The following is a 22,235-nucleotide window of genomic DNA, read 5'->3' as shown; positions in this document are numbered from 1 at the left end:
CGCTGTCACCGCCGATTTCGCCAACGGCCGGCGTTGCAAGCGGCGAGCCTGCGGCCAGCAGTCTTCTCCCCGTTTACGGGGAGAAGGTGCCGGCAGGCGGATGAGGGGCAGCGCGGCGCTCGTTTCAGGGCCGTGCCCCTCAACACTGCTACCTCCCCGGCCGACCCGTCTTGCCCGGCCGCCGTTTTTCCCGACGTGCGTCGCCCGGATCCTCATACGACCCGATGCCGGCGCGTTCGCGCTTGACCGGCTTGTCGCCCTCGATCGGTGTCTCGGTCCGCCGCACCGTCATCTCGTCGAGCGAGTTCTTCTTGAACAGCGGCTTGGTGGCATCGCCCGGAATGCCGAAATCGGAGCCATGCGCCTCTTCCGCCGACTGTTTCTTGAACAGCGAACGTGACACGGCACCCGCTGGCGTCGGCATGTCGGTGCCCGGGCCCATGGCGTCGAGCGATGGTTTGGAAAACAGCGGCTTCTTCACCGGCACGGAGCCATCGGCGCCCATCTCGTCGAGCGCTGGCTTGCGGAAAAGGTTGGGCCGGGCAGCCTTGGCCGCCTCTTCGGCGGTACGCGCTTCGTCGAGCTTGCGAAAACGCTCCTGTTCCTCTGATGTACGATGTTTGGCCACGCCCTTGTTGTGCTTGCCCTTTTCGCGACCCGAGACCGGGCTTTCCATGTCGGCGTATTTGGCCAGCGGGTCTTCGGAGATGGACAGTTCCATCTCGCGCAGCCGCTTGATTTCGTCGCGGATGCGGGCGGCCTTCTCGAAGTCGAGATTGGCGGCGGCGTCGCGCATCTGTTTCTCCATCGCGTCGAGATGAGCCTTGAGGTTGTTGCCCATCATGGCGCCGGCGCTGTCTGTGAACTGCGAGATGTCGGCGCGGACATGGTCCTTCTCGTAGACCGAGTCCAGAATGTCGGAGATGCGCGACTTGACCGATTCCGGCGTGATGCCGTTGGCCGCGTTCCATTCCATCTGCTTCTCGCGGCGGCGGTTGGTCTCGGCCATCGCCCGCTCCATCGAGCCGGTGACCTGGTCGGCGTAGAGGATGACCTTGCCGTCGACGTTGCGCGCGGCGCGGCCGATGGTCTGGATCAGCGACGTTTCGGAACGCAAGAAGCCTTCCTTGTCGGCATCGAGGATGGCGACGAAGCCGCACTCGGGAATATCGAGTCCCTCGCGCAGAAGGTTGATGCCGACCAGCACATCGAAGGCGCCGAGGCGCAGATCGCGCAGGATCTCGATGCGCTCCAGCGTGTCGATGTCGGAGTGCATGTAGCGCACGCGCACGCCCTGTTCGTGCAGGTATTCGGTCAGGTCTTCGGCCATGCGCTTGGTCAAAACAGTGACCAGCGTGCGATAGCCGGCCTTGGTGGTCTCGCGGATCTCGCCGACGACGTCGTCGACCTGGCTCTTGGCCGGGCGCACCTCGACCGGCGGGTCGATCAGGCCGGTCGGGCGGATGACCTGCTCGGCGAAGACGCCGCCGGCCTGCTCCATCTCCCATCCGCCCGGAGTCGCCGAGACCGCGACCGAGAGCGGCCGCATGGCGTCCCATTCCTCGAAGCGCAGCGGCCGGTTGTCCATGCAGGACGGCAGGCGGAAGCCGTATTCGGCCAGCGTCGCCTTGCGCCGGAAGTCGCCGCGATACATGCCGCCGATCTGCGGCACGGTGACGTGGCTTTCGTCGATGAAGACCAGCGCGTTGTCGGGAATGTACTCGAACAGCGTCGGCGGTGGATCGCCCGGCTGGCGGCCGGTGAGATAGCGCGAATAGTTCTCGATGCCGGCGCAAGAGCCGGTGGCTTCCAGCATTTCGAGGTCGAAGCGGGTGCGCTGCTCCAGCCGCTGCGCTTCCAGCAGGCGTCCGGCGCGCTCCAGTTCGACCAGCCGGTGCTTGAGCTCTTCCTTGATCGACTTGATCGCCTGGTTCAGGGTCGGACGCGGCGTCACATAGTGCGAGTTGGCGTAGATCTTGACGCTTTTCAGCTCACCGGTCTTCTGGCCGGTCAGCGGGTCGAATTCGGTGATCTGCTCGATCTCGTCGCCGAACATCGAGATGCGCCAGGCGCGGTCTTCCAAGTGGGCCGGGAAGATTTCGATCGTATCGCCGCGCACGCGGAACGAGCCGCGGACGAAATTGATGTCCTGGCGCTTGTATTGCTGAGCCACCAAATCGGCGAGCAGCGCGCGCTGGTCGAGCTGGTCGCCGATCTGCATCTGGAAGGTCATCGCCGTATAGGTCTCGACCGAGCCGATACCGTAGATGCAGGAGACCGAGGCGACGATGATGACGTCGTCGCGCTCGAGCAGCGAGCGCGTCGCCGAATGGCGCATGCGGTCGATCTGCTCGTTGATGGAGGATTCCTTCTCGATGAAGGTGTCGGTGCGCGGAACGTAGGCTTCCGGCTGGTAGTAGTCGTAATAGGAGACGAAATACTCCACCGCATTCTCGGGGAAGAATTTCTTGAACTCGGCGTAGAGCTGCGCCGCCAGCGTCTTGTTGGGCGCCAGGATCAAAGCGGGGCGCTGCGTCTCCTCGATCACCTTGGCCATGGTGAAGGTCTTTCCGGAGCCGGTGACGCCGAGCAGCACCTGGGTGCGGTCGTTGTTGTCGACGCCTTCGACAAGGTCTTTGATGGCGGTCGGCTGATCGCCGGCCGGCTCGAAGTCCGACACCATCTTGATGGCGATGCCGCCTTCGGATTTTTCAGGCCGGGCAGGGCGGTGCGGCGTCCACAGCACACCGTCCTTGTGCAGCGGATTGCCGGATTCGATCAGCGCGGAGAGTGCGGCCACCGTCGCGGTGACGCCGCTCGATGTCATCGTCTCGGCTTCTTCCAGCGAGATGTCGAGGCCGGCGACCGGATTGAGGCCGGCGGCTGTGCGCTCGCGGGCGGTGGCGGCGCCACCCATCGAGGTGCCGCGCGCGGTGCGGCCGGGCGCGGCGGAGCGCTCGGGAATCTTCTTCGACGGTTTTGTCGATTTGCCGGCGTCGCCCTTGCCGCCCTGGCGCCCTTCGCGTTCGGCCTCCTGCTCTATCTGCTCGGCCCAGTCCGAAATCGAACCAGTCAGCGGCGCGCCGGACAGTTCAGGCTGCGGCATCTCGGCGAAACCGCCTCTGTGCAGCGGCTCCGAGGCATCGAGGAAATCGGTCAGCGGACTGCGCCGCTTCGGTGCGGCGCGGTCGTCATTCGCCGTCGGCGGCGTTGTTTTATCGGGGGATTTGGCCATGTCCCGAATATGGGAGGTCTTGGCGAAAATGGAAAGAGCCGGATGAGGCGACGCGCATCACCAGATGCTGCTCCTGACAGAAGGCTGTCAGGAGCTGAAAGGCACGGCCCGTGCCTGGCCGATGCCGGTCAGGCGCCGCGTGCGTTGTCCGCCACGCGCGTCGGCGATCCGTTCAGACGCGGCACCACGACGAGGCGCGTGACCTTGCCTTTCTTGAAGGCGGCGAGGAAGCGGGCATAGTCCCTGAAGACGACGCAGCCATTGGACTCGGCGCGGCCGCCGCGCAGCATATAGGTGTGGGCGAGCAGGCCGTTGCGGTTGTACTTGTTGCCATTCACCGGCGTCAGGCGCAACGCCTCGACGCCATGAAAACGCGATTCGCGTAGCGAGAGATTGTAGGTGTTGGGCGGGGTCGGGCCGCGATCCTTCTGGTCGACGTAGCGCGGCTGGTCGACCATGGCGCCGAGACCCGAATGCGCCTCGAGCCGCTGGCCGTCGGGCATGTAGACGGTCTTGGCGCTGATATCATAGACGGCGACGCCGTGGCCGGCTCCGCTTCCGGCGCCCGGCCCATTGAACAGGTTCCTGAACGCCTGGCCGAGACCGCCCGAGGGCGTGTCCGGCTTGGCGTAGGCCAGCACGTCACCGCCATCGCGGCCTTGCCGGGCCGGTTGCCTGGCCTGCTGGACCGGCTTTGCCTGGGGCGCCGGCTTCTGCTGCACGATCCTGGGCTGTGGAGCCGGCTTGTCCTGCTCCACCGCCTTTGGCTGCTGCGGCGCGTCATATTGCGGGCGACGGGTCGGCAGCGGCACGTCGTCGGTGAGCGCATCCGGCAGCGAGGCGGCATCGCCAGGCTGTTCCTTCTGAGTCTCGACGGGCGCAACCGCGACATCGGCCGAGGATTCGGTCATCGGCAGCGGCGAGGCGAAGGCTTCGTCCTCGACCGGCAGCGACTGGACCAGGGCCAGCGCCAGCTGCGCGTTGTCAGGCGTTTCCGGCTGGGCAAAGCCCATCGGCGCCGGCGCGGTCTGCACGACAGCGGAACCGGTATCGGCACGGGCGAAGCGTTCCGCCGCCGGCATGTCGTCCGACAGACTGGCCATGACCTGGACGGACGGCACCAGCGAGGCCTCGGTGATCCGTGGCGCGGCGTTGGAAATCACCGGGCGCGCGTTGGCCGTGACGACAGGCTTGCCGGCGACGGCAAAGGCGGCAGCGAGCCTGGCCGGCGACAGCGAGGCTTCCATGCGTTCGAAACGCTCCTGCGATTTCGACTTGGCGAGCACCGGGGCGACAGCAGCAACCGGCTTCGCCTGCGCCACGAGGCGCGCGGACTTCTGCGCCCGGGGGCTGGCCGCGGCCAAGTGGAAGCAGCTGGCGCCGCATTGCACGGCATGGTCATGCAAGGCTTGTGCGCCGCCATGGGCATTGGCCAGCACGAATGGCGCAGAAGAACTGAGGAAATGCTGTTTCAGCGGATCGGCGAGAGCGAGCGAGCCGGGCATCGACAGCGTCTGCGGCAGGCCGGTCGACCTTGCCGACAGCGAGGCGCCGACGGAGCTGAGGCCAGCCATGGTGCCGATCAGCCAGAGGCCGACGGCAGCGCCGACACCGGGCACCGCGACCCAGCGGACGATCCGTTCAGGGTTGAAGGATGAGGCACGTGGCGCGTCACCGGCGGTCTCGCCGTCCCAACGCCTGTCCCCGACAATTTTCTTACTCAAGAACGCCATGCAACCAATCTTGCTCCAATCGGCTCCCACGTCCGCGGCTGTGATAGCCGCGACGACCATTCTGTGAGTGATCCCAGGTGGTCCCCGACGCGTTTGCCGCGCCTGTCGTTAGTTGCCGATTGCTTCAAAATATGGACAAAGTTGGTTAACCAATCCCTCTCAAAACCAACAGAGAGACGTGGACTTTGTGCCGAAAAAGGCTCGTCCACGACCATGCACGCGGTATTGCAGCCCTTCCAATCCTGTTTTGCTGCCTGTTTTTGCCCCTCGAGTCAAGCAAAACAGCCCTTGCTAATGTTCGTAGAAGGCGGTCCGACCGCCCCCGCGGCAATCAGGCATGCCATTTCGGACCGGCCGAGCGGCTTAAAACTCTACCGGCGCCCCGCAACACCTGTTGCCGTCTTGCGACAATTTTTCGGCGTGGGGCGATCTTCCAGAACGTCCATCGTTTCATGGAAGCGCTTGGGTTCCTCGCCCCTCCTTTGGACCCCACGTCCTTTGGGCGAGGAATCCAAGTTCTGTAGGCTCTTAGTTGAACCACAGCGCAAATGTCAGAAACCCGCCACCGCTGAACTCGCGCTGGATCTGGTCGAAATCCTCGCTGGTCAGGATCTTGCCGCTTTCGAGGTAAGGTGCGATTCCGGGGCCGGTGATCGACAGCACGAGGTCGAAGGGCCTCGGCTCGTCGAAGAAGCGCTTCATGTTGATGCCCTTGCCGGTGATGCGGAAATGCGGCAGCAGCACGCGGCCTTCGAGCAGGTCCTCGGCCATGGTCAGGGTGGCGAGCCAGGCCTGGACCTGTTCCTCCCCGACTTCGAGGCCGGTGAGCGGGTTCTCGCCCTTCTGCTGCGGGCCGGGCAGCCATTCGCGGTCATTGTCGGTTTCGGCGCGGATCGCCTTCCAGTCCTCGCGCGACAGCCGGATCATTTCGAGCAGTTCCCGGCGTGCCGCCTTGCGGCGCTCCGGCTCGACCACCGGCCAGTTGATGAGATGCACCATCGAGATGAAATCGGCGATGCGCCATTCCGAGGAGAAGATGCTCGAGCCCATCTCGCTCGGCGGCGGCACGAGAATATCCTGCAGCGGCAGTTTTGCCCGCGGGAACAGCATGTGGAACGAGCCGTCGAAGGTGCTCCTGAAATCATGCGCCAGCCAGAAATCCGCCTGGGCCATCAGGAACTCGGCATAGCCCTGCAGCCAATAGCCGTCGGCGCGGTCGAAGCGGAAGGTGAGCGCGGGTGCCGCGTCGCCCTGTGAGATGCCGCCGCGCGACAGCGCGGCCATGATGGCCGCCATGCTCTCATCCGGTGCGATCGTGCCGTCCTCGTTGAGGTCGATGCCGACATGGGTGAGGTCGATGATCATGCCGATGTCGGCATCGGCCGGCACCGAACCCAGCGTGGTGGCGGATTTTTCCAGCCGGTCGCGGAAGGCGACCAATATGGCGCGGAACTCTTCATAGGTCAGCGGCGCGGGGTTGGGATTGGACGGCACGGGCAGCTGCATCAGCGGTAGCATGAAGGATTGCGGGCTCTCGAAACCATGCCGGTGCAGACCGCTGGCGAGCACCTCCAGCGCGGTGAAGAATTCACCGGCGCCGGCCGCATAGGCGGATGCCGGATCCTTCGGCGCGGCGGCTTCCAGCGTCGACAGTGCGCTGTCGCGCGCGGCGACGGTCTTCGCGTCGAAAAGCGCGGTTGCCGCTTCGGGCATGGCGGCACTGGCAAAAGACAGGGGCAGAAGCACTGTGAAGACGGATGCCAGCAGGCTTGCTATTCGTGTCATCTTTCCCTCCCATGTATTTGTCGCCGGCGACCATACACGAATGTCGGCCTATGTGCTTCAACCTGTCCGGCGGACGGTCTACACAGGGCAAACGATTGGGCATTGCGTGTCGAACTATCCGCTTTCCTACAAGTTGTCCTGGCTGCCGCGTTTCCTGAAGCCGTCGCTTAGCGGTGACGCCACAGGGTTTGCGCCGATGGCAGGGACGCTGATGGAGCCGGCGCCGAAGCAGACGGTGCGGCTGGCCTTCATCGGCGACATCTCGGCGGTGGCCAACAGCAGTGCGCCGGACTGCGACCCGGCGATCAAGGCGCTGCTTGGCGCCGCCGATCTGGTGGTCGGCAATTGCGAAAGCCCCGTTCTCGACAAGCCAAGTGCCGTGCTGGGCACGAAGCTCGGCACGCATCATGCGATGAGCGAGCGGTTTCTGGCGGAGGCGTCGGCGGCCGTCGGCATCGCGCACGAAAAACTCGTGCTGTCGCTGGCCAACAATCATGTGCTCGACCAGGGTGTGGCCGGCTTCGACGAGACGGTGGCGGCACTGAAGCGGCTCGGCATCGGCATCCTCGGCCTGGCCTCCGATGGTCCGGTTCATCAAGTCAATGTCGGGCCGCTGAATGTCGGTTTCGCTGCCTTCACGCTGTGGCGCAATGCCAGTGAGGATCTGTTTGCCGGGCGTGTGTCGATGGACGGCGACCCGGCAGGCTGGCCGCGCGATCATCTCGATCTTGTCTGCGCCGTGCCGCATTGGGACTGGGAGTTCCGCCACTTTCCGCGCGCCGGGACGCAGGCGCTGGCAAGGCGCCTGGCCGGGCAGGGCGTCGGGCTGATCGCTGGCCATCACGCCCATGTCGTTCAACCGGTGGAGCGGATCGGCGACACGATCGTCGCCTATGGGCTCGGCGACTTCCTCAGCACCGCCCTTGCCCGCCAGCCCTGGCCGGGACGCATCGGGGGGATTTTTGTTGTCGATGTCAGTGCCGATGCGGGGACGCGCGGCGCCATTGCGTCCTATTGGCTGCATCCGTTTGTACGGCTGCGTGCGGGGGATCATGAGCGGCTGGTGCCGGTGGAGGGGTTGGAGGGCGCGATGAGGGCAAAGGTCGAGGGGCGGCTGGACGCGATCTTTTCGTAGTTCTGCAAATGAAGGCCAGGTGCATTTGCCTATAGCTGAGGTATGGCGCTGCCCCTCATCGCCCTGCCGGGCACTTCTCCCCGTATAGTGACGGGGAGAAGGACGCTGTCATCGATGGTCTCGCCAGCTACAGACCTCGCAGGAGAAGTGCCGGCGTTCGGTCAGCGGGCTTCTCCCCGTTTACGGGGAGAAGGTGCCGGCAGGCGGATGAGGGGCGGCGCCGGCGTTTTTTCCTGCAGCGCTGCCTCGCGGCGCCACAGTCGATATATCCGACAAAACCGGCTATCATGCGCCAGCATCGGCTTGCGGGGGATGGCGGTGGAAACAGCGGATTTCATGCCTGATGAGGCTGATATCGCCGGTATCCGGAAGGACATCGAGGCCTATGAGGCGGCGCGGGCTTCGGCGGTGCGGCAGGTGCGCTGGCGGGTGCCGCTGTTCGTCGGCCTGGTGCTGGTGGCCGTGGCGCTGGTCACCTGGCTGTTCAACAAGGTCGCCGACCCCAACGAGCAATGGTTCTCGCCGCCGCATGTGTTTCTCTACGTCATCGGTTTCGTGGCGGCGATCCTGCTCTACTTCCAGGCCATGAAACCGGCGACGCGGCTGCAGCAATCGTTCCGCGACACGCTGCTGCCGATCATCTTTGGCTTCATCCGCGACGTGCGCTACCAGCATGGCGGCAGGCCAAACTCCTTCGACCGGCTGCCACGCGAGGCAGTCGGGCCATTCAACCGGCAAGCGTTCGACGATGTCGTTTCCGGCCGCTACGACGAGTTTCCATTCGAGCTTTACGAGGTGGAACTGCGGGAAGGGACCGGCAAGGGGTCATCGACAGCCTTCAAGGGCGTCATCGTCGCCTTCGAGGCCGTCGAGCCGTTCCCGGGAATATTGGTGGCGACGCGGCGCAGCAACGCGGTCATGGGCTTCTTCCGCGGCATCTTCGGCAGCAAGATGCAGGATCTGTCGTCTGGTGTGCCCGAACTCGACGCGGCTTACGAATTCCGCACCGATAATGTCGAAGCGGCGCGGCCGCTGGTGACCGGCCGCCTGGCGCAGGCGCTGAAATGGCTGGCCGAAACCTGGCCGGACGATACGGCGCGTGTCGCGCTCAACGGCGGCGACGGTTTCCTGCTGTTGCCGCAGACGAAGAATTTCTTCGAGCTGCCGGAGATTTCGGTGCCGCTCGACTACACCAGGCACGTCGCGCCGATGATCTCGGACATGGGCGCCATGCTGGCGACGGCGGCACTGGTGCGCAAGATCGGGGTGAGGGACGCGGCAGGTTAGTCCGGCCGGGCATACAATCAACAATCGTAACCGTATTTGTCGCGCATATAGTCCGCTTCTTCCTTCGACATTCTCTTGAACATCACACAGACCGTGAAGCTACCGATTTGCTTTCCGTCTCGGGTGTAGCCCCAATCGGAAATATCGTCCCGGGTGAATTCTATATTCTGGCCGAGGACGACGGTGCGCACTTGTTCCGGCTGGTTCGCCAAGATGCCGACGAAGCCGGTTTCGGTGCGCCGGAACGGGATGACCCAGAAATGTTCGGTGACATGTCCGTCGCGCACCTTGACCTTCAGTTTGAACCTGTCCGTACCGGACGGGGGCGCTGCGGCCATGGCCAGGAATTCATCCAGGCCGGCGAGCGCCTGCGCGGTCGCCGCCGCCATTTCAGGGTCGCCCGGAGCAAAGATGAGCGTTTTGTCGTCATCCGGATCCGCGCCTTGCGCGCCGGCTGATGCCGGAGCAAGCGCCAGCATCAGAGATATTATGGTCCGGACTGCAAGCCTCATGGAACGCCTCCCCTCATGGCGGTGGCTATCATCGTGTATCCATTGCGATTTTGCAACCAGAGCGCGAATTTCATCTCCTTGGAGCAGTGGTTTCGACTGATCCGCGAAACAAAATGTGTGCCGATGGATCGCCGGAAGTCTGTTTCGTGATGCCGCCCGATACAAATTGCGGCGGCTGCGTGATGGGCAAAAGCCGGCCGCCGCAACCAGCTAAATGACTCTTTTCGTGGAAAGAAGTGCGCTCATTGGGGAGGGCCGAAGCGGTCGGAAACCGCTCCAGCCGCACCCAATGTGTCGGAATTAAGCCTATGATTCCGTTGCGAAAATTCACTCAACTTGATTTGCGAGGAGCAAGCCTTCCGTTCCAGTTTCGGGTCGTCCGGTTCATCGTCTGCCAAGGCGGCTGTCCGGAAAACCGAAACAGCACGGAGTGCACCCCATGAAGAAGACCCTTGCAACCACCGCCACTCTGCTCGCCTTCCTCGGCACCGCCTATGCCGCGACCGTTCAGGGCACGATCCAGGCGGTCGATCCGACAACCAAGTCGATCACTCTCGACGACGGCAAGATCTACCAGCTGTCGCCGGACGCGGCGGTCGGGAAACTGAAGGTCGGCGCCAAGGTGGCGGTGACGGTGGACGACAAGACCGGCATGGTGACGTCGATCAAGAAGGCTTCGTAAGGCAACGCAATTACTTTTAACGTCGGCGCTAAGCTTGTGTCCCTTCTCCCCGTTGTTGACGGGGAGAAGGTGCCGGCAGGCGGATGAGGGGCGTCGAGCAAGCTGCCAATCTCCCTCCTTGTGGAGAGATGTCCGGCAGGACAGAGCGGGGCGCCGTAGGGTGCTGGGTTCAGCTGTCATCCAGTCGCAAGCTGGAGACTGATCGAGAGGCCTACAGTCCCGTCGGCACCAGGCCGGCCAGCCAGTTCACCGAGCGTTTTGCGGCGTCGGCGGTCGCGGAGGCGGCGCGGCCAAGATCGGTCTTGACCACGGCATAGCCGTTCTTGGTGCGATAGAGCACGCCGGTTCCGCCATCGACGACCTGTTCGTAGGCGACGGGCCGGGCGGCGGCCGCTTCCAGCGCCGTCGTCGGCGAGCCGACCGGGACGCTCGGCCGATGGCTCAGCTCCGGCGGCAGCGGTCTTTCGGGCTGGACGGTCCGGTTGGCGGGCTTCAGTTCCGGCCCAGACGCAATCGCGGCGAGCTTCGAAGAGGAGGACGAGCCCTTCGTGCGGCAGATGCCGGAGACGAGCGGATAGTTGAAATTGCGCTCGTGCAGGATCTGGCTCTTCATCGCGGCTTCGCATTCGGCGATGGTCGACCACTTGGCCGGCGTCTCGCCGATGTATTCGCACAGCTTGGCGTCGCAGTCGCAGCCGACGATGGTCATGGCGACAAGGGCGGTCTTGATCACGGTCTTGTCCCTTCGAAAGGCCCCCAGCGGCCCATTCAGGTTCATGTCGCGCTTTTGGGCGGCGTGCGACACTCCATCGCGCGCGAACAAGGCGGGATTTGGCCGCGATTGTGGAATGAGCGTGGCGTGGCGCTCCGGATGAACCATCTTGGCTGGGGCGTGGCCGAAAGGCCTCAGTAATCGTAGACGTGTTCGAGCCTGGCGCCTGCCCAAAAGACAGTCGGCGCCGGGATTTCTCCCAGCGCCTCCCTGTCAGATCAGGACACGGTCGCGGCAGCAACTTCCGTAAAGTCGTCGCGCCATGCCGGCCTTGATTTTGACGGTCCTGCCAGCCACCACCCGAAGGCGGCGTCCGTTCCAGACCACGCTGGTCTTGGCCCTTGCGGGCTTTGCCCTGCGTGCCATCGAAGGTTTTTGCCGTCCTTCATGGCAGCATCGGTCCGCCGTCGGCGTTGGCACGCTTTCCGCGGCCCCGTAGGTCTCGGCATCCGTCCCTCGAGCAGGCAAGCCTGCTTTCGCTCCGGGCCGTACGGGCCTCAGGAAATCCGCCTTTCACTCTGCCTTTCGGCCGGGCGATCGGTAGCCGCCTGAGATGGGTTAAACTTACGCCGGGTAAGGGGCCGGGGGAATGGCCATGGCCCTGTGGATAGCGGGATTATCGGGGACCATCGTCGCGAGCCTCGGAATTTGCGCGCCGACTGTCTTAGACAGCCTGCCCGCTTTTTGACCCTTCAGCCCATAGCGGCCCTTGCTCCGCCGGCGGGCGCGGGCTTCAATGCCGGTAAACGACCGGGCATGTGTTGTCCGGCGCCGGGGAGGGCGAGCATTTGAAAGTCGGGGTGGTTCTCAATCCGATTGCCGGTGGCGGGCGGCTGAAACGGCATTGGCCTGAGGTTGCCGCTTCGCTGAAAAAGCACTTCGGCGATTTCGAGCTGCGCGAGACGCAGGCCGAGGGCGATGCCGAGCGGCTGGCGCTGGACCTCGCGGCAAACGGCTTCGACCTGGTGATCGCGGCCGGTGGCGACGGCACGGCGAGCGAAGTGGCCGACGGACTGCTGCAGGCATTCCAGGAGAGCGGCCGGACGACCGAACTCGGCCTTCTGCCGTGCGGCGCCGGCATCGATTTCGCGCGCGGCCTCGGTCTGCCGAAGGCGGTGGACGCGACCTTGAAGCGGATCGCCAAGGCTAAGGCCAGGGCCATCGATGCCGGCCGTATCTGCTACGTCGACGATCATGGCGCGCTTGCCAGCCGGCACTTCATCAACATCGCCAGCGTTGGGCTGTCGGGCGCCACCGACCGCGCGGTCAATGCAGACAAGCGCAAGGGCAAGATGTCGGCCAAGGCGCTGTTCCTGTGGCGCACCGTGGTCGAGTTCATCCGCTATCGCTTTCAGGACGTGCGGATCACCGTCGACGACGGCACCCCGGTCGAGGCGCGCATGGCGCTGGTGGCGGTGGCCAACGGGAAATTCTTCGGCGGCGGCATGATGATCGCGCCGGATGCGGAACTGACCGACGGAGAGTTCGATATCGTCATCCTGCGCGCGGCGGGCAAGCTGAAGCTGATCTGGGACATCCGCCTGCTCTATGGCGGCCGGCACCGCAACCATCCGGCCATCACCATATTGCGCGGCAAGAAAGTGGTTGTCGAACCGCTCGGCGATATGGAAAAGAACGGCGCGCTGGTCGACATAGACGGCGAGTCGCCCGGTCGCATACCCGCGACCTTCGAGATCCTGCCGGGAGCGCTGACGCTCAGATATTGAATCAAGGCGTTGCCGGCGCATTTGAGTTGGAGCGTCCCACAACGTCGTCATCCCAGGGCGAAGCAGGAGCGAAGCTCCGTCGCGAAGACCCTGGGATCCATGCCGGGACCTTCGCTGAGAACGTGGCAGAACAGAATTCTGCACCGTGGCAACGCTTCGAAGTCACGGCATGGATCCTGGGGTCTGCGCTGCGTCGCTTCGCTCCTTGCTCCGCCCCAGGATGACGACGGAACCGGTTTCCTCCAACTCCCCCAAGCATGTGGTCCGGTCAGAGCAAGTGAGCCGAGACGTTGCGGTTCTGATTCAGGTTGTTGCCACGATGCCTGAGAATGTTTACTCAGTACGTTGATTTCAATCGGTAATTCCCATCTAATTATATTTCCAGTTTAGCCGGGAATCCGGGCGCACGCAGCTCGGCGCCGACCGCGTCTTCGAGAAGTTTCACGATCTGGGTCGACCAGGCGCCGCCGCCATAGGCTTCCTTGCCTTGCTGAAAAAGCGCGTTGACGCGCGTGGCGAGATCGAGCGGGACGCCGAAATCCTTGCCCATGCCCAGCGCAAAGCCGAGGTCCTTCAGCGCCAGGTCCATGGTGAAGCCGATGTCGTAGGAGCCGTTGAGGATGAGCTGGCTTTCGGTCTCGTGGACGAAGCTGTTGCCGGAGGATGCAACGATGGCGTGATAGCTCTGCGCGAGGTCGAGCCCGCCTTGCCTGGCCAGCATCAGCGCCTCGCCGGCGGCGACGAGATGGATGAAGGCGAGCATGTTGGTGATCACCTTGATCACCGCCGCCGAGCCGATCGGGCCCATCAGGAACGACTTCGCGCACATCGCCTCGATCGCTGGGCGATGACGCTCGTAGAGCGCTGCCTCGCCGCCGACCAGCGCGGTGATTTTGCCCGCCGCCGCCAGATGCACGCCGCCGGTGACCGGGCATTCCAGTGTCTCGACGCCTTTGGCCGAGGCAAGGGCGGCAAGTCGAAGAATCTCGTCGCGGCCATTGGTCGACATCTCGATCCAGGTGCCGCCTATGGGCAGCCCTTCGAGCAATCCGTCAGGCCCGGCCAGCACCGCTTCGCTGACCTTTGGCGAGGGCAGGCAGGTGATGCCATTGCCAGCCCGCGCCGCCGCCTCGGCGGGGCTGTTCGCCGCCACCGCACCGAGCGCCACGAGGCGCTCGACGGCAGCGGGGTCGCGGTCGAAGACGGTGACGGCAAAGCCGCTGCGGACCAGGCTGGCGGCAAGGTTGCCGCCGAGATGGCCAAGGCCGATGAAGGCGTAGCGTTCGCTCATGGCATCAGCGGCGTCTGCATCATCTGCAGATGCAGGTCCTTGCCGGTGTAGGGATGCGCCTCGCAAACCGCCTCGTTGAGTTCGACGCCCAGCCCCGGTTCCTTTGACGGGATGACATTGCCGTCCTGCCACTCGATCTTCTTCTTGAGCAGCGTGGCGTGGAAACCGTCCCACTGCTTCAGCGATTCCAGGATGAGGAAGTTGGGCAGCGTCACCGCCAGCTGGATGTTGGCCGCACCGACGATCGGGCCGCAATAGCAGTGCGGGGCGATCTGGATGTGATAGGCCTCGGCCATCGCGGCTATCTTCTTGGTCTCCAGAATGCCGCCGGAGCGGCCGAGGTCCGGCTGCAGGATGGTCGCCGCGCGGTTCTCGATGACACGGGCGAATTCGGACTTGGTCGTCAGCCGCTCGCCGGTGGCGATCGGGATCGAGGTCGCACGGGCGACCTGCGCCATCACTTCGGGCATGTCGGGCGGCACCGGCTCCTCGAACCACAAGGGATCATAGGGCTCGATGGCGCGTGCCATGCGCAGCGCGCCGGACGCGGTGAACTGGCCGTGCGTGCCGAACAATATGTCGGCGCGGTTGCCGACCGCCTCGCGGATCGCCTTGATCATGCGGGTGGAGACATCGATGTCGATGAGGCGCGGCTGGTGGCCGTCGAAGGCGGTGTAGGGACCGGCCGGGTCGAGCTTGACGGCATTGAACCCCTGCTCGACATATTCGAGCGCACAGGCCGCCGCCATCTCAGGGTCGTTGTAGACGTTCCTGCCGTCCGGCGCGTCCTCGGAATGGACACTGCCCGTGTGCGGATAGAGATAGGTGTAGGAGCGCAGCGTCTCGTGCACCTGGCCGCCGAGCAGCTTGTAGACCGGCTTGTTGGCTTCCTTGCCGATGATGTCCCAGCAGGCCATTTCGAGCGCGGAGAAACAGCCCATGCCGGTCACGTCAGGCCGCTGGGTGAAGCCGGAGGAATAGGCGCGGCGGAAGAAATTCTCGATGTCGTGCGGATCGTGGCCGATCAGATAGCGCTCGGCCATGTCCTCGACCAGCTTGGCCGTGACATGGGCGGAGAAGGTGGCGTTGTAGGCTTCGCCATAACCGACGACGCCACCATCGGTGGTAAGCTTGACGAAGATGAAATACTTGCCGCCGATGCCGGGCGGCGGGTTGCCGACAACCCAGGTCTTGACGTCGGTGATCTTCATTTTTGGTCCTCCAGAACCAGTTCGGCGCCCTTCCATCCGGTCACGACCGAGGCGGCATTGGTGTTGCCGGTGATATTGTCGGGAAAGATCGAGGCGTCGATGATGCGCAGGCCCTCAAGACCATGCACTTTCAGGCGAGGGTCGACGACGGCGCGCGAGGGATCTGGCCCCATGCGGCAGGTCGAAACCGGGTGATAGACGGTGCCGGAGCGTTTCCTGAAATCCGTGATCAGGTCGGCGTCCGATTGGATCGACGGGCCGGGCAGGACTTCTTCCCTGATGATTTCCGCCATAGCCGGCATCGAGGCGATCTTGCGAACGAACTTCACCGCATCGAGCATCTCGGCGACGTCTGCGTTGGTCGAATAGGCGTTGGCGACAATTTTTGGATGATCCAGCGGATTGCTGGAGCGGATCATGATCTCGCCGCGGCTCGACGGGCGGCAGTTGGACAGGCCGATGGAGAAACCCGGCCAGGGGTCGGGCGTCAGGATCGGCCGTTCGCCGCTCTTCGGGATGACCGTCGAGAAGGCCTGGAAATAAAGCTGCATGTTGGGGCGCGAGAGGGCCGGGTCGGTGCGGAAGAAGCCGCCGCCATGGTTCATAGACAGCGACAGCGGACCGGAACGGGTCAGGATGTACTGCATGCCGACCAGCAGCTTGCCCCACCAGGGGCGCAGGATCTGGTTGAGCGTCGGTAGCTTGCCCTTGAACGTGTAGTTGATGCCGACATGGTCCTGCAAATGAGCGCCGACATTCTCGTTGCCATGAAGGACCGGGATGCCCAGCCCCTTGAGCAGCGCCGTCGGGCCGACGCCGGAGAGCTGCAGGAGCTGCGGCGAATTGATCGAGCCCGCGGACAGGATTACCTCGCGGCCGGCGCGGACTGTTTTCGTTTGACCGTTCTGCAAATATTCGATGCCGATCGCGCGCTTGCCTTCAAACAGGATGCGGCTCGCCAGCGCGTTGGTCTCAACGTGGACATTGGAGCGCTTCATCGCCGGGCGCAGGAAGGCGCGGGCAGCCGACATGCGGCGGCCGTTCCTGGTCGAGATCTGGTAGATGCCGACACCTTCCTGGGCAGCACCATTGAAATCGGGGTTGAGCGGCAGGCCGGCTTGCTGGCCGGCGGCGAGAAAGCGCCGGGTCAGCGGGTGGACGGCATCAGACGTGTCGCTGATGTGCAGCGGGCCGCCGGTGCCGCGCCATTTGTCGGCGCCAGCCTCATTGTCCTCGAGCGCCTTGAAGGCCGGCAGCAGGTCATCATAGGCCCAGCCGGGATTGCCGGCAGCACGCCAGTCGTCGAAATCCTCGCGCGCGCCCCTAATCCAGACCATGGCATTGATCGAACTCGAGCCGCCAAGCAGCTTGCCGCGCGGCCAGTGGTCGACATTGCCGCCAAGGCCGGGATCGGCTTCGGTCTTGTAGTTCCAGTTGACCGCGGGGTCGAAGAAGGTCTTGCCGTAGCCGAGCGGCATCTGCACGTAGAAGCGGCGGTCGGTGCCGCCGGCTTCGAGCACCAGAACCGAAAAGCGGCCAGAAGCCGACAATTTGTCGGCGAGCACCGAGCCGGCCGAGCCGGAGCCGACGATAATGAAGTCATAGGTCTGCATGATGGAAATCGGAGGCTCCGGAAAACTGGCCGTAGCCTAGACGTGGCAGGCTCGCCGCGTCGCCGCGCCTTCCGGCATGCGTTGTGAAAAAAGCGACCGTGGTGCCGGGTCGAGTTGCGGGAAATCTCGACAATCGTGCTTGATAGGCCTGGGTCGACAGCTTATGCGAGGGTATTATTTTGGCGCATGATTTTTTCCGAAAAGTCTGCAACTTTTCGGAATCATGCTCTGGCGCACTCTGCGGAAGGCAGGAAATCATATGCGTGTCCTGTCGGATGCTTTCATTCCCGAACTGCCGGGCCACTACAAGGGCAAGGTGCGCGAAAATTATGACTTGGCCGATGGGCGGCGCATCATCATCGCCACCGACCGTCTCAGTGCCTTCGACATCATCCTGACCTCGATCCCGTTCAAGGGAGAGATCCTGACGCAGACGGCCCGCTACTGGTTCGAGGAAACCGCCGATATCTGCCCGAACCATGTTCTGGAATATCCCGACCCCAATGTCGTTGTCGGCACAAGGCTCGACATCCTGCCGGTCGAGATCGTCGTGCGCGGCTATCTGGCGGGGACCACCAGCACCTCGATCCTGACCCGCTATCGTCGCGGCGAACGCGACATGTATGGGATGCGCCTGCCCGACGGCCTGCGCGACAATGAGAAGCTGGCCGAGCCCGTGATCACGCCGACGAGCAAGGCGGCGGATGGCGGCCATGACGAGCCGCTGTCCAGGGCCGAGATCCTCGATCAGGGTCTTCTCACGCCGGCGCAGTGGGACACCGTCTCGGATTATGCCTTGAAGCTGTTCGCCCGCGGCCAGGCGCGCGCCGCCGAGCGCGGCCTGATCCTCGCCGACACGAAGTACGAATTCGGCACCGACAAGAACAGGACGATTATCCTGGCCGACGAAATCCATACGCCCGACAGCAGCCGCTACTGGATCGCCCGGAGTTACGAACAGGCACTGGCCAGCGGTACGCGGCCGCAGAGTTTCGACAAGGATTTCATCCGGTCGTGGGTTTCGGCGCGCTGCGACCCTTACAAGGATCCGATCCCCAGGATACCGGGCGAGATCGTCGAACAAGCCTCGCGGATCTATGCGCAGGCCTACGAGGCGATCACGGGCAAGGAATTCGTCCCCGATGTTTCTGGAGATACCGTTCTCGATCGCATCCGCGCGAACCTTGCCCGCTACTTTTAGGCGAGTCTTGCCGGGTGCGTGATGGGAAACCGCTGACCCGTTGCCACTCCGTGGCGGCGTTGACCTGTCGGCGCGGTGACGCTACGGGATCGAAGGGTATCGATCTACGGGGATTTTTCGCATGGTGCACTACGCGGACGGGCGGCCGATCGGAGACCTGACACTGCGCACGCTCGCCATGCCTTCGGATGCCAATGCGGCCGGCGACATCTTCGGCGGCTGGGTGATGGCGCAGATGGATCTTGCCTGCGGCATCCGCGCCGCCGAGCGCGCCAGGGGTCGCGTGGTGACGGCGGCGGTCAAGGAGATGTCCTTCGCCAAGCCGATGAAGATCGGCGACACGCTGTGCATCTATACCCATGTCGAACGCGTCGGCCGCACCTCGATGACGCTCAAGGTCGAGGCCTGGGCGCAGCGCTATCTCTCCGACCTGATGGAGAAGGTCACGCACGCCGATTTCGTCATGGTGGCGCTGGACGGCGAGGGCAAGCCGAAGGCCGTTCCGGCCGAGAGTTGACGAAAGCCCGTTTCCCCACTCTCGGCAATTGTAACATCGCCCGTGCGGGGGGATGCGCCGCGCGACATCCAATGGTTGCCTTCACGCCCGATTCTGCCGGCGTTGGAGGAGAGACAATGCGTCAACACATGCTGAACGGCTGGCTCGTGGCAGCCCTTGCCGCGCTGGCCTGCCTGCTCGGCGCAACCGCCTATGCCGAAGTCAGGCAAGCTCCTCCGCGCACCGCCTGCCTGCATGGCAATGTCGGCGTCAGGGGGCCAGCCGCGACGTGCGCGATCTGCGGGCCGGCGCGTTGCGAAGGCGTGGCGCCAAGAGCCTGAATGGTCGCCGTTTGATATGCGATTGTCGTCGTCAAAGCGGCCCGGAGCAAATAAGCCAGACTTGCGAGGCCTCGTCTAGAGAACCACGAGTTCGCTCGCCGTCAGGCGCCGCCGCTCGCAGCGAAACTCCGGACTCCTTGCCGTGCAAGGGCTTCAGCCATGCACGCCGTCGAATTTCTCGCGTGCCGCCCGCACCCGCTGGGTGTTCCGGCGCGCCCATTCGCCAAGCGCGCTGACCGGGATCAGCAGTTCGTGGCCGAGTTCGGTCAGTTCATAATCGACGCGCGGCGGGATGGTCGGGAACACGGTGCGGGTGACGAAGCCGTCGCGTTCCAGCCCGCGCAAGGTGGTGGTCAGCATCTTCTGTGAGATGCCGCCGACGGCGGCGCGCAACTCGTTGAATCGCAACGGTCCTTGGCCGAGCTTGCCGACCACCAGAACGGTCCATTTGTCGCCGACGCGCTGCAGGATTTCCGAAACGGCTCGGCAATCTTCGGGGTTAAGCGGGTGCCTCAGTAACAAAAAGGTGCCTCCTTGCGTCGGCAGTTGACAGTATCTCATATAGCGCCGGTATCTAAATGATACCAGCTTTTTACTGGAATGGAGAGCCCCATGTCAAAGCCGAAAATCGCCATCATCGTCGGTTCGACGCGCGCCGCGCGCTTCGCCGATGTGCCCACCCAATGGATCGCCAAGGTCGCCAAGTCGCATGCCGACATCGACGTCGATGTCGTCGACCTGCGTGACTTCCCGCTGCCCTTCTTCGACGAAGTCGCTTCCTCTGCCTGGGTGCCGTCGACCAACGAGGTGGCGCAGCGCTGGCAGAAGAAGGTCGCCGAATATGACGGCTTCATCTTCACCGCCGCCGAATACAATCACGGCCCGACGGCCGTGCTGAAGAACGCCATCGACTACGCCGCCAACGAGTGGAACAAGAAGCCGGCAGGCTTCGTCGGCTACGGCAGCGTCGGCGGCGCCCGCGCCGTCGAGCAGCTCCGTCTTCATGCGGTCGAATTGCAGATGGCGCCGGTCAAGTCGGCCGTCCACATCGCCTGGGGCGACTTCCTCGCCGTGCGCCAGGGCGAGAAGAAGCTCGAGGACCTCGACCACCTGAACCAGGCGGCCACCGCGCTGGTCAACGACGTCGCGTGGTGGGCCAAGGCGCTGAAAAAGGCGCGTGATGCCGACGTGGTCGACGAGGAAATCAAGGCGGCCTGATCCGCTCTTTGAGATTATCCTCCCAAGGGATATGGGGCGGCGCTTGCGCCGCCCTTTTTATGGATTGCGATATCGCCGCTGGAATGGCCTGCGTTGATGATCTTGTAGCGGCCGCCCAGTTCTGCGCGTACGTCCAAAAACCCTCAATCCGACTACTTCGGTTGGCATCCAGATAGCCCGCTTCCGCACTCCAACTCCACCGACAGGAAACCTTTGGCACGAGTTGACCGTTGTGGTTACAAGACAGAGGAGAAGGTTGAATGGCATCCGTTCGATACATCGTTGCCGACGTCAACGAGGCGGTCGAGTTCTATCGAGACAATCTCGATTTCAAGATCGACAAGCACAACCCTGGCAAGTTCGCCGCGCTGCTGCGCGACGACTTGACGCTGTATCTCAGCGCCCCAGGTGCTGGGAGCGGTGGTCAGGCGGGCGGCGATCCGAAGCCGGGCGGGTGGAACCGGTTTATGATCGTTACGAACGAGATCGATGTTCTCATTGAGCGGTTGCGCCGGGCTGATGCAAGATTCCGCGGCGAAATCAGCGACGGCGGTGCCGGCCGCGCCATCTTGCTCGAAGATCCATCGGGCAATGTCATCGAGCTATTCGAGTTCAAGAAGGACTGAGCCTGACGTAAAGCTGATGGCGGCGGGCTGTTGGTTTTGATACGTGTGCTCATGGTCATGTCCGCGTTCCGCCACCGACGGCAGATTTCCGCCGTCCTTGACCAAAAGCGGACGGGCCGGAATCCACCCATTGAAGCCCTTTAGAATCCTCTCATATCTGGCGGGCTCCTTCTGCTGATGGTGTGGCTAATTAAACGTCGAGCCCATGGGACCACGAGACTTCCCTGAGCGCCCAGAGTTGACCGTGGCAAAGAGTCAGACGCTAATCGGGGCTTCGGATCTAAATCGGAGGCCACTATGCAGAGGTTGTCGAAGTTGCTTTGTTTCATATCCGGCATGCTGGTGGCCGGCGTCGCCCATGCTGGGCAAGCGGAACAGGCCTATAAAAGAAGAGATTACGCAGCGGCTGTCGAGTTGTGGAACCTCATGGCTAAGGGCGGTGATCCCAAAGCGCAGGACAATCTTGGCACTGCTTACGCCGAAGGGCACGGTGTCACACAGGATTACGTTCAAGCTGCCGCTTGGTACCGTAAGGCAGCAGACCAGGGTGATGCCCAGGCAGAGCACAATCTCGCCTATCTTTACGACCGTGGGCTAGGTGTTAGGCAGGATTTTTCCGAAGCCGCAATTTGGTTTCGCAAAGCTGCCGATCAAGGATTAGCGGACGCTCAAACCAATCTCGGGTTGCTGTACAGAGATGGAAGAGGCGTCCCGCAGGACTCTAGAGAAGCTGCCACGTGGTTCCGTGAGGCCGCCGATCAAGGAACACCCATTGCCCAATACTTTCTTGGGTTGGCTTACGCCAAAGGTCTAGGCGTCGCCCAGGATTATACCGAGGCAGTCTCATGGTATCGCAAAGGGGCGGAGCAGGGAAACGCACTGGCGCAGCATGATCTTGGTGTAGCTTATGCGGAGGGTCTCGGCGTTACGCTTGACTACGTCCAGGCCGACTCCTGGTTCCAGAAAGCTGCGGACCAGGGAGATGCGGGTGCCGAGTACGACCTTGGTGTTTCGTACTACAAGGGGTTAGGGGTCCCTTTAGACTATCTGCAGGCCGTTGCCTGGCTGCGGAAGTCTGCCGACCAAGGGTACGCTAAAGCTGAGAATAGCCTTGGAGTAGCATACCTCGATGGCCATGGTGCGAAGCAGGATACTGCCCACGCTCTCATTTTGATTCGCAAAGCTGCTGATCAAGGAGATTCCACTGCAAAGGCCAATCTTATCAAGTTGGAGCCGCCGGCAAAAAAGGCCTAGGTGTGCAATTTCTTGGTATTTCGGCGCTCAAAACTGGTTGGCAACACCTGTTAACATTGTGGCTAATTAAACGGCGCGCGATTATCGAGGCCCGGAAAGGCCGTTAAGGGGCCGAA

19 protein-coding genes are annotated in these 22,235 nt (G+C 63.4%); 10 read left to right on the top strand and 9 right to left on the bottom strand.

Annotation, left to right across the window (positions count from 1 at the left end; translation table 11 throughout):
• Positions 1 to 148: 148 nt before the first annotated feature.
• The 3 genes from uvrB to JT360_RS31005 form a co-directional block, all read right to left on the bottom strand.
• The gene (gene uvrB / locus JT360_RS31015) at positions 149 to 3,235 is read right to left on the bottom strand and encodes an excinuclease ABC subunit UvrB (RefSeq protein WP_250889194.1); all 3,087 of its coding nucleotides are present in this window, start codon (positions 3,233 to 3,235) and stop codon (positions 149 to 151) included.
• Positions 3,236 to 3,363: 128 nt separating this feature from the next.
• A complete protein-coding gene (locus tag JT360_RS31010) occupies positions 3,364 to 4,968 on the bottom strand; it encodes a DUF2778 domain-containing protein (protein ID WP_214476924.1) in 1,605 nt (534 codons plus the stop codon).
• A 528-nt stretch (positions 4,969 to 5,496) separates the two neighbouring features.
• On the bottom strand, positions 5,497 to 6,753 hold the full coding sequence (locus JT360_RS31005; protein ID WP_214476922.1) for a hypothetical protein: 1,257 nt from the start codon (positions 6,751 to 6,753) through the stop codon (positions 5,497 to 5,499).
• A gap of 106 nt (positions 6,754 to 6,859) precedes the next feature.
• On the opposite strand from JT360_RS31005, the gene JT360_RS31000 reads away from it, so the two are divergent.
• Together JT360_RS31000 and JT360_RS30995 are read left to right on the top strand one after the other, a co-directional pair.
• Complete coding sequence (locus JT360_RS31000; protein ID WP_352128834.1) at positions 6,860 to 7,888, top strand: CapA family protein; 1,029 nt, start codon at positions 6,860 to 6,862, stop codon at positions 7,886 to 7,888.
• A gap of 312 nt (positions 7,889 to 8,200) precedes the next feature.
• Positions 8,201 to 9,175 (top strand): DUF3137 domain-containing protein, encoded by a 975-nt coding sequence (locus tag JT360_RS30995; RefSeq protein WP_214476919.1) that lies wholly within the window; start codon positions 8,201 to 8,203, stop codon positions 9,173 to 9,175.
• A gap of 17 nt (positions 9,176 to 9,192) precedes the next feature.
• Here the strand turns inward: JT360_RS30995 and JT360_RS30990 are convergent, their stop codons facing one another.
• The gene (locus JT360_RS30990; RefSeq protein WP_214476926.1) at positions 9,193 to 9,687 is read right to left on the bottom strand and encodes a DUF2314 domain-containing protein; all 495 of its coding nucleotides are present in this window, start codon (positions 9,685 to 9,687) and stop codon (positions 9,193 to 9,195) included.
• A gap of 439 nt (positions 9,688 to 10,126) precedes the next feature.
• Between JT360_RS30990 and JT360_RS30985 the strand changes: the two genes are divergently transcribed.
• A complete protein-coding gene (locus tag JT360_RS30985) occupies positions 10,127 to 10,369 on the top strand; it encodes a DUF1344 domain-containing protein (protein WP_214476917.1) in 243 nt (80 codons plus the stop codon).
• Between the two features lie 211 nt (positions 10,370 to 10,580).
• Here the strand turns inward: JT360_RS30985 and JT360_RS30980 are convergent, their stop codons facing one another.
• Positions 10,581 to 11,102: a hypothetical protein gene (locus JT360_RS30980; RefSeq protein WP_214476915.1), complete on the bottom strand. Its 522-nt coding sequence runs from the start codon at positions 11,100 to 11,102 to the stop codon at positions 10,581 to 10,583.
• Between the two features lie 827 nt (positions 11,103 to 11,929).
• Here JT360_RS30980 and JT360_RS30975 point away from each other — a divergent pair.
• Positions 11,930 to 12,868 carry a diacylglycerol/lipid kinase family protein gene (locus tag JT360_RS30975; RefSeq protein ID WP_214476913.1) on the top strand — a complete coding sequence of 313 codons (939 nt, stop codon included), beginning with the start codon at positions 11,930 to 11,932 and terminating at the stop codon, positions 12,866 to 12,868.
• Between the two features lie 373 nt (positions 12,869 to 13,241).
• Here the strand turns inward: JT360_RS30975 and JT360_RS30970 are convergent, their stop codons facing one another.
• From JT360_RS30970 to JT360_RS30960, 3 genes are read right to left on the bottom strand one after another with little or no spacing between them, the layout of a single operon-like run.
• On the bottom strand, positions 13,242 to 14,159 hold the full coding sequence (locus JT360_RS30970; RefSeq protein WP_214476911.1) for an NAD(P)-dependent oxidoreductase: 918 nt from the start codon (positions 14,157 to 14,159) through the stop codon (positions 13,242 to 13,244).
• On the bottom strand, positions 14,156 to 15,370 hold the full coding sequence (locus JT360_RS30965) for a mandelate racemase/muconate lactonizing enzyme family protein (protein ID WP_214476910.1): 1,215 nt from the start codon (positions 15,368 to 15,370) through the stop codon (positions 14,156 to 14,158). The genes JT360_RS30970 and JT360_RS30965 overlap by 4 nt, the downstream gene beginning before the upstream one ends.
• A complete protein-coding gene (locus JT360_RS30960; protein WP_214476909.1) occupies positions 15,367 to 16,983 on the bottom strand; it encodes a GMC family oxidoreductase in 1,617 nt (538 codons plus the stop codon). The genes JT360_RS30965 and JT360_RS30960 overlap by 4 nt, the downstream gene beginning before the upstream one ends.
• A 259-nt stretch (positions 16,984 to 17,242) precedes the next feature.
• On the opposite strand from JT360_RS30960, the gene JT360_RS30955 reads away from it, so the two are divergent.
• From JT360_RS30955 to JT360_RS30945, 3 genes are all read left to right on the top strand, one after another.
• Entirely contained in the window at positions 17,243 to 18,184 is a 942-nt protein-coding gene (locus tag JT360_RS30955; RefSeq protein ID WP_214476906.1) for a phosphoribosylaminoimidazolesuccinocarboxamide synthase, read from the top strand.
• A 121-nt stretch (positions 18,185 to 18,305) separates the two neighbouring features.
• Entirely contained in the window at positions 18,306 to 18,701 is a 396-nt protein-coding gene (locus JT360_RS30950; protein ID WP_140613005.1) for an acyl-CoA thioesterase, read from the top strand.
• 116 nt (positions 18,702 to 18,817) lie between these two features.
• Positions 18,818 to 19,021 carry a hypothetical protein gene (locus tag JT360_RS30945; RefSeq protein ID WP_214476904.1) on the top strand — a complete coding sequence of 68 codons (204 nt, stop codon included), beginning with the start codon at positions 18,818 to 18,820 and terminating at the stop codon, positions 19,019 to 19,021.
• Positions 19,022 to 19,174: 153 nt separating this feature from the next.
• Here JT360_RS30945 and JT360_RS30940 read toward each other — a convergent pair whose 3' ends face one another.
• Positions 19,175 to 19,543 carry a winged helix-turn-helix transcriptional regulator gene (locus tag JT360_RS30940; protein ID WP_214476902.1) on the bottom strand — a complete coding sequence of 123 codons (369 nt, stop codon included), beginning with the start codon at positions 19,541 to 19,543 and terminating at the stop codon, positions 19,175 to 19,177.
• Positions 19,544 to 19,633: 90 nt separating this feature from the next.
• Between JT360_RS30940 and JT360_RS30935 the strand changes: the two genes are divergently transcribed.
• The 3 genes from JT360_RS30935 (at position 19,634) to JT360_RS30925 (ending at position 22,119) form a co-directional block, all read left to right on the top strand.
• Positions 19,634 to 20,239, top strand: a complete 606-nt coding sequence (locus tag JT360_RS30935) for an NADPH-dependent FMN reductase (protein WP_214476900.1) — start codon at positions 19,634 to 19,636, stop codon at positions 20,237 to 20,239.
• Positions 20,240 to 20,499: 260 nt separating this feature from the next.
• Positions 20,500 to 20,865, top strand: coding sequence for a VOC family protein (locus tag JT360_RS30930; RefSeq protein ID WP_214476898.1), 366 nt, complete (start codon positions 20,500 to 20,502; stop codon positions 20,863 to 20,865).
• 297 nt (positions 20,866 to 21,162) lie between these two features.
• On the top strand, positions 21,163 to 22,119 hold the full coding sequence (locus JT360_RS30925; RefSeq protein WP_214476896.1) for an SEL1-like repeat protein: 957 nt from the start codon (positions 21,163 to 21,165) through the stop codon (positions 22,117 to 22,119).
• Positions 22,120 to 22,235: the final 116 nt, after the last annotated feature.

The sequence above is a fragment of the Mesorhizobium sp. dw_380 genome (assembly GCF_018588885.1).
In the GTDB taxonomy this organism is placed as follows: domain Bacteria; phylum Pseudomonadota; class Alphaproteobacteria; order Rhizobiales; family Rhizobiaceae; genus Mesorhizobium.
This window is presented reverse-complemented; position numbering and strand designations above follow the sequence as displayed.

Excerpts from the sequence above, each read along its gene's own strand:
- uvrB (WP_250889194.1), bottom strand. The coding sequence starts at position 3,235 with ATGGCCAAATCCCCCGATAAAACAACGCCGCCGACGGCGAATGACGAC.
- JT360_RS31010 (WP_214476924.1), bottom strand. The coding sequence starts at position 4,968 with ATGGCGTTCTTGAGTAAGAAAATTGTCGGGGACAGGCGTTGGGACGGC.
- JT360_RS31005 (WP_214476922.1), bottom strand. The coding sequence starts at position 6,753 with ATGACACGAATAGCAAGCCTGCTGGCATCCGTCTTCACAGTGCTTCTG.
- JT360_RS30995 (WP_214476919.1), top strand. The coding sequence starts at position 8,201 with ATGGCGGTGGAAACAGCGGATTTCATGCCTGATGAGGCTGATATCGCC.
- JT360_RS30990 (WP_214476926.1), bottom strand. The coding sequence starts at position 9,687 with ATGAGGCTTGCAGTCCGGACCATAATATCTCTGATGCTGGCGCTTGCT.
- JT360_RS30985 (WP_214476917.1), top strand. The coding sequence starts at position 10,127 with ATGAAGAAGACCCTTGCAACCACCGCCACTCTGCTCGCCTTCCTCGGC.
- JT360_RS30970 (WP_214476911.1), bottom strand. The coding sequence starts at position 14,159 with ATGAGCGAACGCTACGCCTTCATCGGCCTTGGCCATCTCGGCGGCAAC.
- JT360_RS30965 (WP_214476910.1), bottom strand. The coding sequence starts at position 15,370 with ATGAAGATCACCGACGTCAAGACCTGGGTTGTCGGCAACCCGCCGCCC.
- JT360_RS30960 (WP_214476909.1), bottom strand. The coding sequence starts at position 16,983 with ATGCAGACCTATGACTTCATTATCGTCGGCTCCGGCTCGGCCGGCTCG.
- JT360_RS30955 (WP_214476906.1), top strand. The coding sequence starts at position 17,243 with ATGCGTGTCCTGTCGGATGCTTTCATTCCCGAACTGCCGGGCCACTAC.
- JT360_RS30950 (WP_140613005.1), top strand. The coding sequence starts at position 18,306 with ATGGTGCACTACGCGGACGGGCGGCCGATCGGAGACCTGACACTGCGC.
- JT360_RS30945 (WP_214476904.1), top strand. The coding sequence starts at position 18,818 with ATGCGTCAACACATGCTGAACGGCTGGCTCGTGGCAGCCCTTGCCGCG.
- JT360_RS30935 (WP_214476900.1), top strand. The coding sequence starts at position 19,634 with ATGTCAAAGCCGAAAATCGCCATCATCGTCGGTTCGACGCGCGCCGCG.
- JT360_RS30930 (WP_214476898.1), top strand. The coding sequence starts at position 20,500 with ATGGCATCCGTTCGATACATCGTTGCCGACGTCAACGAGGCGGTCGAG.
- JT360_RS30925 (WP_214476896.1), top strand. The coding sequence starts at position 21,163 with ATGCAGAGGTTGTCGAAGTTGCTTTGTTTCATATCCGGCATGCTGGTG.